This is a genomic window from Paenibacillus sp. Y301 (assembly GCF_059445505.1).
The window spans coordinates 42274-59571 of record NZ_JCAIUL010000001.1 but is presented as its reverse complement, the minus strand read 5'-3'; the positions used below and the strand labels follow the sequence as shown (position 1 = coordinate 59571).

At 41.4% G+C, this 17298-nt stretch carries 16 protein-coding genes and 1 pseudogene; 1 reads left to right on the top strand and 16 read right to left on the bottom strand.

Features of this window, described 5'->3' with window-relative positions; genetic code table 11:
- The first annotated feature begins 101 nt into the window (after positions 1-101).
- A complete protein-coding gene (locus tag AC1D69_RS00295) occupies positions 102-1085 on the top strand; it encodes a Na/Pi cotransporter family protein (protein ID WP_495454167.1) in 984 nt (327 codons plus the stop codon).
- A 9-nt stretch (positions 1086-1094) separates the two neighbouring features.
- On the opposite strand, the gene AC1D69_RS00290 is transcribed toward AC1D69_RS00295, so the two are convergent.
- The 16 genes and pseudogenes from AC1D69_RS00290 to AC1D69_RS00215 form a co-directional block, all read right to left on the bottom strand.
- Positions 1095-1526 (bottom strand): NUDIX hydrolase, encoded by a 432-nt coding sequence (locus AC1D69_RS00290; RefSeq protein WP_495454166.1) that lies wholly within the window; start codon positions 1524-1526, stop codon positions 1095-1097.
- A gap of 121 nt (positions 1527-1647) precedes the next feature.
- Positions 1648-2991 carry a tRNA (N(6)-L-threonylcarbamoyladenosine(37)-C(2))-methylthiotransferase MtaB gene (mtaB, locus tag AC1D69_RS00285; RefSeq protein WP_495454165.1) on the bottom strand — a complete coding sequence of 448 codons (1344 nt, stop codon included), beginning with the start codon at positions 2989-2991 and terminating at the stop codon, positions 1648-1650.
- A gap of 3 nt (positions 2992-2994) precedes the next feature.
- Positions 2995-3759: an RsmE family RNA methyltransferase gene (locus AC1D69_RS00280; RefSeq protein ID WP_495454164.1), complete on the bottom strand. Its 765-nt coding sequence runs from the start codon at positions 3757-3759 to the stop codon at positions 2995-2997.
- A 29-nt stretch (positions 3760-3788) separates the two neighbouring features.
- Complete coding sequence (locus AC1D69_RS00275) at positions 3789-4472, bottom strand: site-2 protease family protein (protein WP_495454163.1); 684 nt, start codon at positions 4470-4472, stop codon at positions 3789-3791.
- A 2-nt stretch (positions 4473-4474) separates the two neighbouring features.
- Positions 4475-5446 (bottom strand): 50S ribosomal protein L11 methyltransferase, encoded by a 972-nt coding sequence (gene prmA, locus AC1D69_RS00270; RefSeq protein WP_495454162.1) that lies wholly within the window; start codon positions 5444-5446, stop codon positions 4475-4477.
- A gap of 188 nt (positions 5447-5634) precedes the next feature.
- Entirely contained in the window at positions 5635-5823 is a 189-nt protein-coding gene (locus tag AC1D69_RS00265; RefSeq protein ID WP_495454161.1) for a YfhD family protein, read from the bottom strand.
- Positions 5824-5858: 35 nt separating this feature from the next.
- On the bottom strand, positions 5859-6128 hold the full coding sequence (locus tag AC1D69_RS00260) for a hypothetical protein (protein WP_495454160.1): 270 nt from the start codon (positions 6126-6128) through the stop codon (positions 5859-5861).
- A gap of 174 nt (positions 6129-6302) precedes the next feature.
- Positions 6303-7427: a molecular chaperone DnaJ gene (dnaJ, locus tag AC1D69_RS00255; protein WP_495454159.1), complete on the bottom strand. Its 1125-nt coding sequence runs from the start codon at positions 7425-7427 to the stop codon at positions 6303-6305.
- A gap of 141 nt (positions 7428-7568) precedes the next feature.
- Positions 7569-9407: a molecular chaperone DnaK gene (dnaK, locus tag AC1D69_RS00250; protein WP_495454158.1), complete on the bottom strand. Its 1839-nt coding sequence runs from the start codon at positions 9405-9407 to the stop codon at positions 7569-7571.
- An 83-nt stretch (positions 9408-9490) separates the two neighbouring features.
- On the bottom strand, positions 9491-10054 hold the full coding sequence (gene grpE, locus AC1D69_RS00245; RefSeq protein ID WP_495454157.1) for a nucleotide exchange factor GrpE: 564 nt from the start codon (positions 10052-10054) through the stop codon (positions 9491-9493).
- A gap of 87 nt (positions 10055-10141) precedes the next feature.
- On the bottom strand, positions 10142-11695 hold the full coding sequence (locus AC1D69_RS00240; protein ID WP_495454156.1) for a TCP-1/cpn60 chaperonin family protein: 1554 nt from the start codon (positions 11693-11695) through the stop codon (positions 10142-10144).
- Between the two features lie 12 nt (positions 11696-11707).
- On the bottom strand, positions 11708-12739 hold the full coding sequence (gene hrcA, locus AC1D69_RS00235) for a heat-inducible transcriptional repressor HrcA (RefSeq protein WP_495454155.1): 1032 nt from the start codon (positions 12737-12739) through the stop codon (positions 11708-11710).
- A gap of 341 nt (positions 12740-13080) precedes the next feature.
- Positions 13081-13562, bottom strand: a pseudogene (locus AC1D69_RS00230) (N-acetyltransferase).
- A 53-nt stretch (positions 13563-13615) separates the two neighbouring features.
- Positions 13616-14812 carry a radical SAM family heme chaperone HemW gene (gene hemW / locus AC1D69_RS00225; RefSeq protein WP_495454154.1) on the bottom strand — a complete coding sequence of 399 codons (1197 nt, stop codon included), beginning with the start codon at positions 14810-14812 and terminating at the stop codon, positions 13616-13618.
- A gap of 129 nt (positions 14813-14941) precedes the next feature.
- The gene (gene lepA, locus AC1D69_RS00220; RefSeq protein ID WP_495454153.1) at positions 14942-16756 is read right to left on the bottom strand and encodes a translation elongation factor 4; all 1815 of its coding nucleotides are present in this window, start codon (positions 16754-16756) and stop codon (positions 14942-14944) included.
- 107 nt (positions 16757-16863) lie between these two features.
- The gene (locus AC1D69_RS00215) at positions 16864-17286 is read right to left on the bottom strand and encodes a hypothetical protein (protein WP_495454152.1); all 423 of its coding nucleotides are present in this window, start codon (positions 17284-17286) and stop codon (positions 16864-16866) included.
- Positions 17287-17298 lie beyond the last annotated feature (12 nt).

Sequence of the window (17298 nt, the reverse complement as noted above, 5' to 3'; positions counted from 1 at the left end):
TTGTCGCCACAGGTTCTGTCATGTTGTCATGTTTGTCATGGCTGTCCTGCCATGAACATATAAATAAATGTATAGGACAAGAACTAAAGGAGAATCAATCCATGTTTCAATCCATTCTCATCCCCATAATATATGGGCTTGCCATTTTTTTGTTCGGTATGAAAGTCATGGAGATCGCTCTTGCACGCTGGGCAGGGCCATTCTTGACCTCTTTTCTAAGAAAAGCCACGTCATCCCCTCTCAAAGGTATGGGATTCAGTACGATCATTACGGCCATTCTACAGAGTAGTACAGCCGTTACCGTCCTTACCATGGGGCTTGTTAACGCGGGTCTACTGACTTACGCTAGAACACTTGGCATTATTCTCGGTAGTAACATAGGCACTTGTCTGACGACAGAATTAATTGGATTACAGCTAGGACAGATTGCTGCACCATTGTTACTGTTATCTCTCACGATATGGGCTATAGCTGTCATCATAAATGATCGTAATATATGGAGACTTCGTCGGTTCAGACACCTATTCGAACCTATACAATTCATCTCGCTCGCTGTAGCTGGATTTGCACTGGTGATGTTCGGTATTCGTGTTATGCAATCCATAGGACCCACACTCGATACCTACGGCGTCTTTGGTTGGTTCATCGAACGTGCCTCTCACAATGTTCTCTGGGGAATAGCTGCTGGAGCATGCCTAACTGCACTCATACATAGCAGTGCAGCCGTCATAGGTCTAGCCATGGGATTGGCTAGTTCTGGAGCCCTTCCAGTAGAGGTTGGCATCGCTATCGTCCTTGGTTCTAATATAGGTACATGCGTTACAGCCGTCATTGCTGCAGCAGGTAGTACGACTGCAGGCAAATTTGTTGCTTGGACTCATGTTGTACTGAATGTTGGGGGAGCCGTTTTATTCATGCCCTTTATTCAACAATTGCATCAAGCTTCCGCGTGGTTATCCAGTGACTTCGGCAGTCAAATTGCCCATTCTCAGACGATATTCAACATTCTATGCTCGCTTATTGCACTTCCTTTATGTTACCTTCCAATATGGAGAAGAATAGATCATAAATTATCTAAAGGTTAGCATTCTCAATTACACATGTTTACCCAGTAACAAAAGAGCCTTCCTTAGTATAGCATCATTGTTACGATATCCATCCTTCTGCTGCCGATTCCAAGCTTCTTGGGAATCATACCAAGACACTTCATTAATCTCCTCTAGTTGTGGTTTCAAATAACCACCTTTGGCTTCCACAAGATAATAATGAACTTCCTTATTCACTTCACCATGAACAGGATTCTGATACGTATATGCAATAATATCTACAGGAGAAACAACCTTTCCTAGGATGCCAGTCTCCTCTTCAATCTCACGTAGCGCAGTCTCTTCAATCGTCTCTCCAGACTCCATCTTACCTTTAGCTAAAGATATTTTACCATAACGGTCTAGAATGAGTTGAATTTGAAGTTCCCCATTCTCTTGTCTGTATACAACACCACCTGCTGAGATTTCTTTGCGTGCCATATATGATGACCCCCAATGTTACATATTATTAAAAATAAGAGCAACAAGGATTTCACTCCCATTTAATTGGAAATGAAATCCTCGTCCACCTTTCATCTTAATCCTTATGTAAGGAATGTACTTACCGAGATGCCAATGCTGGATCATGATTTAGTACGTTAATTAACTTCCCCTTACATTCGTTAACACCAGCTTCTATCATTTGAACGCGACAGATTTTGCGATGAAGATCTTCAGGGCCATCAAATACAAGCTGCAAATAGTTATCACTGAATCCCTGAAGCTTACCTGAACCCTCCGATCCTTTGCGGATCCCTTCTGGAATTACCTCAAGAATCTGCCCAACGAATTGATTCGCATAATGAAGTTGCATTTGTTCCGAAAGATCTATTAGATGATGAACTCGTTCATTCTTAATCTCTTCATCCACCTGGTCTTCCATACGAGCAGCAGGTGTACCTATGCGCTTAGAATAGGGAAACACATGCATTTCAGAGAACTGGATCGCCTTCATGAGATCATAGCCATTGCGGTACATCTCATCACTCTCACCAGGGAACCCAACAATAATATCTGTTGTAATACCAACGTTAGGCATAGCTTGGCGAATCAAACCCATTTTTTGATAAAACTGTTCGGTAGTATATTTACGTCTCATCCGTTTCAATACGGCATCATCGCCAGCTTGAAGTGGAATATGAAGATGTCGACACATCTTCGAAGAACGATTCAACACATCAAGCATCTTCTCATCGATCTGACTTGCTTCAATGGAACTAATTCGAATTCGTTCTAGTCCATCTACCTTGTCTAAATCCATTAATAGATCTGATAAATCGTATTGTTCAAGATCATCTCCATAACCACCCGTATGAATTCCCGTTAAGACCATTTCCTTATAACCGGCTTCAACCAATTGGTGTGCCTGCGTAATAATGCTCTTGGGATCACGACTGCGAGATAATCCACGTGACCATGGAATAATACAGAACGTACAAAAGTTATTACACCCGTCTTGAATCTTCAGGAAAGCACGTGTGCGATCGGTAAAATCCGGAACATCCATTTCTTCGAATACACGATTTTTCATAATATTATGAACCGCGTTGATGGGCGCACGGGATTCTTGAATTTGTTTTACAAAAGGAAGAATCTTATCTCGATCTTGCGTACCAATGACAAGATCAACACCCGGAATATCCATAATCTCTGCAGGTGAAGTCTGTGCATAACATCCAGTAACCGCAATGATCGCGTTCGGATTACGGCGGACGGCACGACGAATGATCTGACGACTCTTTTTATCCCCTGTATTCGTAACGGTGCACGTATTAATTAAATATACATCCGCTGTCTGTTCATAATCTACCTGCTCATAACCTTCGTTCTTAAAAAGTTGCCAAATGGCTTCCGTATCATAAAAATTGACTTTGCATCCTAATGTATAAAATGCGATGGTTGGCATCTCTTAAACTCCTCCCATTTCACCAAAATCGTATAATATGCAAGAAAGGGCAACCATGCCCGCGGTTTCACAGCGTAAAATGCGACGCCCCAATCCAACGCTTGTTGCGCCCGCTTCCTCAGCCTTACGACATTCCTCTTCACTAAATCCACCTTCTGGCCCAACAACGAGAAGTATTGTGGGCGTACTACCCACAGCTACATGTTGGATTAACGGTGTCACTGCATCACGTAACTGTAACCCATGTTCCTTCTCATAACAAAAAAATACGGCATCATACTGCGCAAATGACTTCATCAGTTGAGACCACGTCAATGAAGATTCGACAGTCGGTACAATATTGCGATGACTCTGCTCAGCAGCTTCTTTGCAAATTTTACGCCAACGGTCTAGACGCTTCTCTTCTTTCTTCGAATCATATTGAACTATCGTTCTTTCTGATAGGAAAGGTACAAAAGATACAGCTCCGATCTCTGTACATTTCTGAATCACAGTCTCCATCTTATCGCCTTTGGGAAGACTCTGTGCCACAGTCACTTTTACTTGCGCTTCCTGTAGCATGTCGAGTTGTTCAACAATAGTGGCTGTAACTAACCCTTGTTCTAGCGAATCTAGTTCGACTAATGCTTCACGTGATAGACCATCACTTACGATGATCTTATCTCCAACCTTACCGCGCATCACTTTGGAAATGTGTCGTGCATCTTCTCCATTAATTTCAACTGTATTTTCTTTAAACTGCTCTACAGATACGAAATATCGTTGCATTGAATTATCCCCATCCTATCCCAACATAATTAAGCACCAAACACCACCATGAACATATGTATAAAGTTCCTATACATCCACATTGCGGCATTATATAGTGGTGTTATCGTATAAGCTCGAAGTCCTGGAATGAACAATATCAATAGAAAAATCAACATAGACCATTGTTCAATTTGCTGAAGCTTCACTCTCACTTCACGAGAAACAACATCTTCAAGGATACGGTAACCATCTAATGGAGGCAGCGGTATAAGATTAAATAGAAATAGAAAAAAGTTCATAAAAACAATAAAAAATAAGAGCGTATAGATCGCTTCAACTAATTTCGGATTCGATATTGAATCTAACACACCGAACTGAACTAACCCCGCATAAATAAGACTCCCTACGACACCAAGTAAGAAATTGCTCAACGGACCAGCAAACGATACGATAATACTCATGATTCGAGGACGTTCAAAGTTATCACGATTGACAGGAACAGGTCTAGCCCAACCAAACCCAGCAATGAGTAACAATATAATCCCAAATAAATCAAAATGAACGGCAGGATTTAACGTTACACGACCCAACAACTTCGCTGTAGGATCTCCAAACTTATTTGCAAAGTAAGCATGAGAGAACTCATGCACCGTAAAAGCCAGAACAATGGCAATTAAGAAGAACGGCATTTGATCAATCGGGTAGACCAGTATATCATTTAAAAAATCCATTCTTACCTCTTTCTAGCCACAAAGGCAATCCATTCTTCTTCACGATTCACATCGATGATTTCAAAATTAGCTTCCTTAAGCGCCTCTTGAACAACATGTTCTTTATTTTTGTAGATTCCGGATGTTATAAAAATTCCGTCTGGTTCTAACACTTGGTACACATCATCAATGAGTAATAAAATAACCTCAGCTAAAATGTTGGCAACGACCATATTTACAGGCACGGTCACTCCTAAATTCACACCCTCTAGTTGATGTGTGAACACCGAAAGGAGATCACTTTCTTTCACTGTTATGGTGTCTTGCATCCCGTTAAAGGCCGTATTCTCCTGTGCACTCTGAACTGCCACAGGATCTAAATCAAGAGCCAACACATGTTTCGCTCCTAACAGAATAGATCCGATAGCCAGTATACCCGATCCAGTTCCTACATCGATAATTTCTTCGCCACCCTTGATGACATTCTCTAACGTACGTAGACAAAGAGAAGTCGTCGGATGTGTCCCCGTTCCAAAAGCCATCCCAGGATCCAAATGAATAAGCTTCTCATCCTCAGATTCAGGAGTGTACTCTTCCCAAGTTGGCTTAATCGTTAAGCTCTTCGAAACACGTATCGGCTTGAAGTATTGCTTCCAAGCATTAGTCCAGTCATCTTCATTGACCATTTTATGTTCATACCGCACATCACCTGTATCGATATCATACTGACTCAGCTCCTCAATACGTTGTTTCAACGTTAAGATAATGGAGTCAAGTTCTGTCTCTTCAGCGAAATACCCTTTTATAACTGCCTGACCTTCTGGAATGTCATTGAGTGGTGTATCATACAACTCGCCATATTTCGTATCGCGTTCTTTATTTAGCGTTCCTGATTCTTCAATGGATACACCACCAGCGCCCGCCTCATGTAAGAAATTAGAAATCATTTCAACGGATTCTTCTGTGGTGTGTATCGTAAATTCATGAAATAACATGTTGTAAATATCCCCCTTGTACCTTTGCGTAACTATTATTGTACTATACAAAGAGATCAGTGTACAAAATTTCATTCAACATTTCAAGCCTAGGTATAATAAAAGGCTATGACGTCCTTTCTATAGACGTCATAGCCTTTATACAAACATATTCATATCTTTATCACTCCATAACACAACGGAGGAATTTACTCTTCGGAATTCATCATCTTTATTTGTCTCTTATCTGCTGCTTCACTTCGTCTTAGTGCTTCAACATCTTCTACATCTGATTCAAGTGCTGAGAATTCAACATCCTCTTGTTTCCTCGACATCAGTTCAATAATCTTCTCCGTCTTTGTCAATTTCACATTCTTCTCATGCGTATATTTAGTCATTCTTCTCACCCTTTCTGTATTGAACTCCATCGTTATTAGACCCTTCCACCAGCCTCTTCAATACTTCTTATAGCTTGGTCGAAAGAGCTATCCTCTGCCACAACTGTAAGTAGAATATCATACCCTGTCGTTTCCCCCAGACCTCCATCACTCATTCCGCTAGAAGCAACATCTAATTCTTTACCTTGGAACGCACTGAAGCGATTGATAGACATTTCAACAACTCGTAACGATTCCAGCTTTCGTGATACCTGATCAGCTTCTTCAGGGCTTTTGAAATAAGCCAGAATATTTCTCTCACTCATATTCTCATGTCACCTACACTTTTATCTTATTGGATCTAACAATCACATACCCGTAGCTTACCGCTCTATTCTTCTAATTATGCGTATTTAATAAATGACAAAAAAAAAGAAAGCTCAATCCTTTCGGACGAACTTTCTTTTCACAGCACTTATATAAGATGATTTACTAAAAGATCAATCTCCTCGGAATGCCTTCTTCACGCGATCAAAGAAAGACTGTTCATGCTCATGTGTCTTTTCTCCGTCTAAGGATGCAATCTGACGAAGTAAATCTTTCTGTTCATCGCTCAAATTACTTGGTGTAACAACCACAACTTTAACATGTTGATCACCTTGACCGATGCCACGAAGACGAGGGACACCCTTACCTCTAAGACGGAAGAATGTACCCGTCTGCGTACCTGCTGGTATTTTAAGTTTCACTTTTTCCGTTAACGTCGGAATTTCAACCTCATCACCCAATGCTGCTTGAGCAAAAGTCAATGGGACCTCACAATAGATATCGTCGCCCTCACGTTCAAAGAAGTCATGAGATTTCACACGGATAACAATATATAGATCACCCGATGGTCCACCACGTAATCCACTTTCGCCTTCACCCGTCATGCGTAGTTGAGCTCCATCATCAACACCTGCAGGGATCTTGACATGTATTTTACGTTGTTTCTTGACTTTCCCTTGGCCTTGGCAACTTGTGCAGCGTTCTTTAATGATTTTACCGCTACCACTACATGTTGAACATGCACGACGATTGACCATACGGCCAAATGGCGTATTCTGTACCACTTCTTCTTGTCCACTACCATGACACACTTGGCAAGTCTGAGGTTTCGTACCTGCTTTCGCACCAGATCCATGACATGTATCACAAGTTTCCGTACGTGGAATAGTAATATCACTCTCTTTTCCAAATACAGCTTCTTTAAATTCAACCGTCATCGTGTACTGTAGATCATTCCCACGTTGTGGTGCGTTCGGGTCACGCCGTCCGCCACCACCGCCGAAGAACATATCGAATATATCACCCATACCACCGAAATCGCCGCCGGAGAAACCTCCTCCGCCCATTCCTTGGTTAGGATCTACATGTCCATATTGGTCGTACCCAGCTCTCTTCTGTCCATCACTTAGAACGTCATAGGCTTCTTTGACTTCTTTAAACTTGGATTCAGCATCATCCGCTTTATTCACATCTGGATGATATTGTCGTGCAAGTTTACGATAGGATTTCTTGATCTCTTCATCTGATGCGTTCTTACTAACGCCCAGCACATCATAATAATCGCGCTTTTCAGCCACTCTTCCACCCCACAACATCTTATTTATCTTATAAGTAGATATGATAACATTGTAACAAAGGGAAAGCCAAAGCACGGGATGCCCCCGGCTTTGACCTTCCCTTTTCTCCTTCTATACCTTATGAAGGAAACTTTCTATAGGTTACTCTTGTTTCTTATCTTCGTCAACAACCTCGTAATCAGCATCTACTACATTATCCTTCTTAGCAGCGCCTGTTGCTTCACCTTCAGCACCTTGTTCTGCTTCAGCTGCTTGCTCATATAGCTTCATAGACAATTGTTGAACAATTTCTGTTAACTCTTCCGCAGCCTTGTTAATATCTTCAAGGTTATCCGTTTCAAGAGCAGACTTCACTTTTTCTTTTGCTGCTTCTGCTTTCTCAACTTCAGATGCATCGATCTTCTCACCTAAGTCTTTAATCACTTTATCAGTTGAATATACAAGTTGGTCAGCATTGTTCTTCGCTTCAATCAACTCTTTACGTAGACGATCTTCTTCCGCATGCTCTTCAGCATCCTTCATCATACGTTCAACTTCTTCATCACTCAAACCACTTGAAGATGTAATGGTAATCTTCTGAGTTTTGTTAGTTCCTTTATCTGTAGCAGACACGTTAACAATACCGTTAGCATCAATATCAAATGAAACTTCAATTTGAGGAACACCACGTTGTGCTGGTGGAATGTCACCTAACATAAAGCGTCCTAGTGTCTTGTTGCCAGCAGCCATTTGGCGCTCACCTTGCAATACATGAATCTCAACACTTGGTTGATTATCTGCATAAGTTGAGAATACTTGTGATTTACTTGTAGGGATCGTTGTATTACGTTCGATCATCTTCGTAAATACACCACCTGCAGTTTCAATACCTAGGGACAATGGTGTTACGTCAAGAAGAACTACGTCTTTCACGTCACCAGTCAATACGCCCGCTTGAACAGCCGCACCTAGAGCAACAACTTCATCAGGGTTAACACCTTTATGAGGATCTTTACCTGTCAATTTCTTAATTGCTTCTTGAACTGCAGGAATACGTGTAGAACCACCAACAAGAACGATTCTGTCAATATCAGTAGCAGTCATACCTGCATCACTAAGTGCTTGACGAGTAGGTCCTAGTGTACGCTCAACCAATGAAGCTGTTAATTCGTCGAATTTAGCACGAGTTAAGTTCACTTCTAAATGTTGTGGCACGCCATCAACTACAGTAATAAATGGCAAGGAGATTGTTGTAGTCATTACACCCGACAATTCCTTTTTAGCTTTTTCAGCAGCATCTTTCAAACGTTGTACCGCTGCTTTATCTTTACTTAGATCAATACCTTGATCTTTTTTGAATTCACTTACTAGATAATCAATAACGAGTTGGTCAAAGTCATCTCCACCAAGACGGTTATCTCCACTTGTAGCTTTTACTTCAAAGAAGCCATCGCCAAGTTCAAGGATCGATACGTCAAACGTACCCCCACCAAGGTCATAGACAAGAATTGTGTGATCTTCTGTTTTTTCCATACCATATGCTAATGCTGCAGCTGTAGGCTCATTGACAATACGTAAAACTTCAAGACCTGCAATTTTACCAGCATCTTTTGTTGCTTGACGTTGACTATCGTTGAAATAAGCTGGAACCGTGATTACAGCCTGTGTAACAGTCTGTCCAAGGTAAGCTTCAGCATCTGATTTTAGCTTTTGCAAGATAATAGCTGAAATCTCTTGAGCTGTATAATCTTTATCGTCAATTTTTTCTTTATAATCTGTACCGATATGACGTTTGATAGACATGATCGTACGATCAGGGTTAGTGATGGATTGACGTTTTGCAGTTTCACCAACAATACGTTCGCCGTCTTTCTTGAAACCTACAACCGATGGTGTTGTACGTGCGCCTTCTGGGTTAGGAATAACTACGGCTTCGCCGCCTTCCATAACTGCAACACATGAATTCGTTGTACCTAAGTCAATCCCGATAACTTTACTCATTATAAAATTCCTCCTTCAAATAGTAGACATCATTTTTATTGTAGTTTATAAAAACTGACTTATTTATGGATGTAATTAAACATCTATTGACTTACTTTAACCATAGCAGGACGGAGTACTTTATCCTTCAACAGATAGCCCTTTTGAATTTCTTCAACAACAGTGCCTTCTGGATAATCTTCACTTTCAACTTGCATAATTGCCTGATGGAATTCAGGGTTAAAGGGTTGCCCAACACTTTCCATAGAAGCCAATCCTTCAGCCTGTAGCACGGCTTCTAGTTGGCGAAAAACCATATTCATTCCTTTGCTGAAGGACTCATTCAAATCCTCAACGCCGGTGCTAAAAGCTCGTTCAAAGTTATCCATTACCGGTAGAAGCTCAGTAATTAGCTTAGTCGATGCATATTTAGCGAATTCTTCTTTCTCTTTCTGCGTACGCTTGCGATAATTATCGAAATCGGCTTGTGTACGTAAAACACGTTGCTGATTCTCATCCGCGATGGCTTGTAGTCGTTCTATCTCAGCTGTATGATTCGATTCTTGTTCTAGCGAAGACGTTTGTTCTTCGTTTACTTCTTCGACGATTTCCGTATCTACATCTGTATTTTCCGGTACCGCATTTATATCCTGTTGTTCTTCTTTCATGATGTCTTCACCTCCTTAAAAAAACTTTAAATGAAATGATTGATTTTGATTATGTTATACGAGTTCAATGAGAACGACGGTATTACATTACATATTTGACCGTCCATCCTCTTCCCTCATCTTAATCACATTGTGAATACGAAGCACTGCGGTTGCCACTTCTCCAGCAGCCTTTAGACCATGGGATTTGACGAGGGCAGGGTCAATAATTCCTTCAGTTTCATAATTAATAACAAGCCCTGTATCACAATCGATTCCCATGCTATCGCAATCTTCAGCAATTTGAGCTGCTCGTGCTTCTTCTAATTTCTCAAGAGGATTGTAACCAGCATTCAGCATAATTTGGGACATTGGTTTCCTTAGAGCTGCTGAAACGGCTTCAATACCGTAAGCTTCCATACCTGTAACCATTTCCCGGTGGCGCTCCAATTCATAGGAAACAGCCAACTCCGTTGTACCTCCACCAGGTAGCACGCCTCCTGATACAGCAGCCTGTATGGCAGATGCTGCATCTCCTGCGATCCGTGCTGATTCTCCCACAATTTCAGCCGTGCTTGCCCCTACAATCACAGTAACAAAAGCTTCTCGAACGCTTTCTTCTGCTTCCATGCGAACACGTTGAAGATCTTCATCATAGGACACTCGCGGTGATATCCCTAGTACACGTTGCAATTGATCTAAATCTTTATGTAAAGCAGTACGTCGTATAGGAACGGCACCTGTCATCTCACATACACGATTTAGATCAAGACGACTTACGCGTTGAATGACAAGTATACCATGATCGAGACAAAACTGTTCAGCATCAGGATGAATTCCACGTTCAAGCAAAATCACACCCACACCTAGTTTAGTCAACTTCAGTAATTCTCTACCGAACTGTTCTCGGAATTCCATATATCGGGTAAATCCCGCTTCGGTTGTTAATACTTCTTCATCTAAAACTTCGGGTTCTAACGCATCCTGAAGGACTAATACACGTGTATCTTCAAAAACCTTATTCCCAAAAAAGTGAATAGGTTTTTGACGCAATAACAACCCTTCAAATACTTCATAGTTAGCTTTTTCAATTGCGATCACACAACCAGCAAAGTTAAATGTGGGATCCATTAATCTGTCCATACCTATCTTAACAGCAGCTTCCATGATTAACTTCACAATGTTCTTTCGTTCTCGACCTGCAACATAGGCAGTTTTCTCTACCAAAGGGTCCATTAATCCAGTAATCATTCTCTTTCGACGATCCATGGACTGGATTGCGAATTCAATGCCTTGTTGCATGCCTGAGACAACTTTGGAAGCTGGAACACCTCTCATAATCTGAGCGACACCCTCTTGTACTAATGCACCTGCAAGTACTGTTGCCGAGGTTGTACCGTCTCCCACTTTTCTTTGTTGAGATCTTGCCACTTGAATAAGCAAGCTTGCAGCAGGATGACTTACATCTATTCTGTCCAAAATAGTGACGCCATCATTGGTAATGATTACTTCCCCTCTGGCACCGACAAGCATCACATCAAGTCCCTTAGGACCCAGTGTACCTTCAACTGCAGAAGTAATGGCACGGACCGCATTGCTGTTGTTCAGTAAGGTTGCGTATCGCTCCTCACCTTCACGAGCGGGTTGCTGTCCTTGGCTCATCTTTACCACTCCCTATTTGTACCAATGTGACAATAGTGTTGTCAAATCTTTGGAGATAATCTCCATAATACTCATCACTCTGGCATATTCCATTCGAGTAGGTCCTAATATACCCAGGGTACCTAAGGACTCTCCTTCTAAGGAATAAGTTGCCGTAATTAAACTACAATTAGCGAAAGCCTGGTGATTATTCTCCGTACCAATTCTTACTTGAATTCCACTTTCTCCAGCCGTGGGCGCCATCATTTTCATGAGTGTAGGCGTTTCTCCAAGTAAATCAAGGATACCTTTAACTTTATCAACGTCTTTAAATTCGGGTTGCGTGAGCATATTCGTTGTACCACTTAGATACACTTGATGATCATGTTCACTATCTAATACAGAATCCAGTACGATCAGAAGTTCCTCATAATGGGTGGTGTATCTCTCAAGTTCTTCAGCAAGTTCAGAATACAAGCGTGACTTCAACTTATACAATGGAACATTAACCAATTTACTATTAAGTAGATTTACCACTTTCTCCATTTCGGAAACAGATACTCCTGGAGGAATTGCAACTGTCTTATTCTCAACCTGTCCCGTACTCGTCACGATAATCGCTACAGCTGTCGTCTCATTAAGAGGAAGCAACTGAAAGTGACGTAGTGAAGTGTGAAAGACTTCGGGTCCAAGCAGGATGGATGTGTAGTTCGTCATGTGCGAAAGGATCGTAGCTGACTCCTGGATAACTTGCTCCATGGCATTCAACTTCTCCGCAAAAAAGGTTCGTATCGTATTTAGCTCAGCTGGCTGGATTGAATTCCAAGGTGTCATATGATCAACGTAATATCGATACCCCTTATGTGAAGGTATTCTACCCGCAGATGTATGGGGTTGTTCAAGAAATCCCAATTCCTCTAAATCAGCCATTTCGTTACGAATTGTTGCTGGGCTATATCCAACATCAGCTCTCTTGGAGATGCTGCGAGAACCGACTGGTTCGGCAGAACGGATATAATCGTCAACAATCACATTTAAAATCATTCTTTGGCGTTCAGTTAACAACTCTTTCTCCTCCTCGCAGCAATCTTATTCCGCTATCGTTAGCACTCGCATGCAATGAGTGCTAACTGCTAATACAAAAATACCAAACTGACCTAATTGTTGTCAAGTCAGTTCAATATCTTAAATACTCTTTTATGACGCTAATATGTTATTTATTCATTTTACATGGTTATAAAAAACAAAAAAACCACTCATCATTAGTCATATTCATTCCTAACGACATTGTGGTCTAGAATAATAAAGGTCATTTCCCAACCTAGTTATCTATATATAAAAAACCAAAAAAATTAGTGTTTATTCATGCTTTGAAGTTGATTTCTGTTCACGATGAATGATCTGAATCAACCCAGAATCTTAAGAACGGCTATCTCATCACAGCAATGTTGCTTGCTACAGAAGACGCAGTCCGTCCATACTTTTTCCGGAAAAATCTCTTTCTCCACGACATCGAACCCATTCTTCACAAAAAAGGAAACTTCGTATGTTAAAGCCATCACTTTAGGAATCTGTTGCTGTCTCGCCTCTTCTAGTAAGGTGTCTACCAGCATGGAACCGATCCCTCGGCCTTTGTATTCTTCCAATATACCTAGTGAACGGATCTCTACTAAATCATCCCCAAGTCGGCATAGTGAACCACATCCGATGACTTCACCTAGTATTTCTGCTACAACAAATTGGTCCAACTGTTGCTCCAATACCTTACGTGATCTAGGCAGCATGATTCCTCTTTCAGCATAACCCTGAATCATTATAAAAAGATGTTCAACATCTTCAGGTACTGCTCTCCTGCATAACACCGACATACCTCTTCCCCCTTACACATGCTGCTCATCATTATGAATAAATATACAACAGCACGTATAAAAGTTCAAGACGTTAATTTGTCACGATTGACCCTACAAATTCAGCAAATACATCATTTCCGAATAATATTCCTTGTTCACTTAGTCGATAACCCACAGGTGTCGTCTCAAGTAGACCTGCATTCAACATTTTTTCTAGCTGTGGTGCAAATATGACGTCCATCTGATCTTGGAATTGCTCCTCAAAATGGGCTTTGGATACCCCTTGCATCACTCGTAATCCCACCATTAAGAAATCTTCCATAGCTTCTTCTTTCGATATAGGAAAACTATCTAAACGGGGTAGTCCTTGCTTCACAGCTTCTATATAGGGATTTACACCTTTGATATTCATATGGCGCTGACGTCCCACATATCCATGTGCACCTGCACCAAGACCATAATAATCCTCGTTCAACCAGTAGGTTATATTATGACGACTCTCAAACCCTGGTTTAGCAAAGTTACTAATCTCATATTGACTATAACCTGCTTGTTTCATCCGATCCATCAACAAAAGATACATCTGAAGCTCTTCATCTTCATGAGGTAAAGGTAATTGATTCTTCTGATACATCGTATGGAAGAGTGTGTTCTCCTCAACCTTCAGACTATATATAGAATAATGATTCAGATTAAGTTCTAAAGCCTTCGTTACACTCTCCGACAACATCTCAAGCGTCTGGTTAGGAAGACCAAACATGAGGTCAATCGACATGTTATCAAAACCTGCTTTACGAGCATTCTCGAGACTATGATAGACATCATCTGTATTATGAATTCTTCCAATTCCTGAAAGGAGTTCATTCTGAAAAGCTTGTACGCCGAAGCTGACACGGTTTACACCGCCTTGTCTCATCACCGTTAGCTTCTCTAGATCCGTTGTTCCTGGATTGGCTTCCATCGAGAATTCGATATCATCTGACCAATCAGGGAAATGTGTACGGACCGATTTCAAAAAATAGGCCATCTCATCGGGCTTAAGAACGGTAGGTGTTCCCCCGCCAACAAAGATACTCTTGATCTGACCTGGAGGCGTTTGCTGCACCGTTAGTTCCATTTCTCGATCTAATGCTACCAAATAATCCATGACGGGCTGATCTTTTAGAACATACGAATTAAAGTCGCAATAAAAACATTTATTGGTGCAAAAAGGAATGTGCAAATAAACCGCTTGAGGTTTACGGCTTAACATTTGTCCATTTTGCTTGTCGTGCTGATGTTCGGCCATATTCATTCACTCCACTAATTTAGTTTCAAACACAATACTCATTTTCCCTATTTATTGTTAGAAAAGGGGAGCCGCAGCGGCTCCCCTGTGTTAGATTACTCTACATTCATACGCACTTACCTTAGCTGATCAATCGTCAATTTTCAATACCGCCATAAATGCTTCCTGCGGCACTTCAACACTTCCGACTTGCTTCATGCGCTTCTTACCTTCTTTTTGCTTCTCAAGCAATTTCCGTTTACGGGAAATATCTCCCCCATAACACTTAGCTAATACGTTTTTACGCATCGCTTTTACCGTTTCACGAGCAACTACCTTCGTACCCACTGTAGCCTGAATCGGAACCTCAAACATTTGGCGAGGGATAATCTCACGTAGCTTCTCACAAATAATACGTCCACGATTGAAAGAACGATCACGGTGTACAATGAATGATAGAGCATCGACTTGTTCATTGTTAAGCAGAATATCCATTTTGACTAGATTAGACGTGCGATAGCCAGATATGACATAGTCAAACGATGCATACCCCTTCGTACCGGATTTCAACTTATCAAAGAAATCGTAGACAATCTCAGACAGTGGAACTTCGTAGATGATCGTAACACGTTTATCATCCAAGTATTCCATGTTGATGAATTCACCACGTTTGTTCTGACAAAGTTCCATAACCATACCCACATAATCATTCGGCACAATTATTGAAGCTTTAACATACGGCTCTTCCACATGGTCGATCTTACCGATCTCCGGATAATTAGATGGGTTATCAATCGTAATGATGTCGCCATTCGTCATCGCAATCCGATAGATTACACTTGGTGCAGTCGTGATCAACGGAATATTAAATTCACGCTCAATACGTTCCTGAATGATCTCCATATGAAGCAATCCTAAGAATCCACAACGGAATCCAAAGCCAAGCGCACTAGAAGACTCCGGCTCAAAACTTAGAGATGCATCATTTAACTGAAGCTTTTCTAGCGCTTCACGTAAATCAACATATTCTGAAGTCTCAATTGGATATAGCCCACAATATACCATCGGATTGATTGTCCGATATCCTGGCAATGCTTCTGGTGTTGGATTCTTCGCATTGGTTACTGTATCCCCAACTCGCGTATCTCCAACATGCTTAATCCCAGCAACAATAAAGCCAACATCTCCAACTTTCAATTCATCTACGATGGTCATGCTAGGCATGAAAGCACCGACTTCGATAACTTCAAACGTTTTATCGGTTGCCATCATTTTAATCTTGGTTCCTGCCTTAATACTTCCATCCACTACTCGTATATAGACGATAACGCCCTTATATGCATCATAATGAGAATCGAAGATCAAAGCTTTAAGTGGTTGTTCTGGATCGCCCGTGGGGGATGGAACTTGCATTACGATCTGTTCCAATATTTCCTTGATCCCAATACCTGCTTTAGCTGAAGCTAATACAGCATCACTCGCATCCAACCCGATGACATCCTCAATCTCTTGTCTTACTCGTTCCGGATCCGCACTAGGCAGATCGATCTTGTTAATAACCGGCAGTATCTCCAGGTTATTCTCCAATGCTAGATAGACATTGGCAAGCGTCTGGGCTTCGATACCCTGAGCAGCATCAACTACGAGTAAGGCACCTTCACAGGCTGCAAGACTACGCGACACTTCATACGTAAAGTCTACATGTCCTGGTGTATCAATTAAATTCAGAATATACTCTTCACCATCGTCGGCACGATATATTAAATTCACGGCCTGTAACTTAATGGTGATTCCACGCTCGCGTTCGAGGTCCATCTTATCGAGCACTTGCTCCTGCATTTCCCGAGAAGTCAGTGCACCTGTGTATTCTAGAATACGGTCAGCCAAAGTAGATTTACCATGGTCTATATGTGCAATGATACTAAAATTACGAATTTTCTTTTGTCTTTCGAATACGTCCGTCATGCCTTACCCCCACAACTAGCCTGATGTATCAATCACCTCATTATAACAGTATTGGGTTAGAGCGGCAATCCCACACACATTCTTAAAAATAGGTGCCTTTTATTTTGTTATTCAGTCGCAGAACTGAACAGAGATACGACGAAACGAATGCTCTCTTGAGAGGCTTTTTGAAGAAGGTTGCCTGTTTTATCTGCTAAAACATCTACTGTAGGTTTCGATCTATCGGGTATTAAGATCTCCTGAGGTGTTTTATCAGAATAGGCGGGAACCTCCACTTGTTCTTGTTCTTGTTGCTGTTCCTGTCCAGGATTAGCCTGAACCGTAATCGTATAAGAACCTGCACCCAAGTTCTGATCGATCTGCGGCAATGGTACCGTAATCTCCTGTAGTGCATTAGAAGTCGCCTTACTAATGTTCTGTTGAGGTAGGGGTGACGAATCCTTATTAGGATTGGCTAACTGCATACCAAGCAGGAGTCCTAGTCCCGTCCAAATGATTATAATCCACATTTTTTTAGCAAAACGAGACATATACAAACCTCC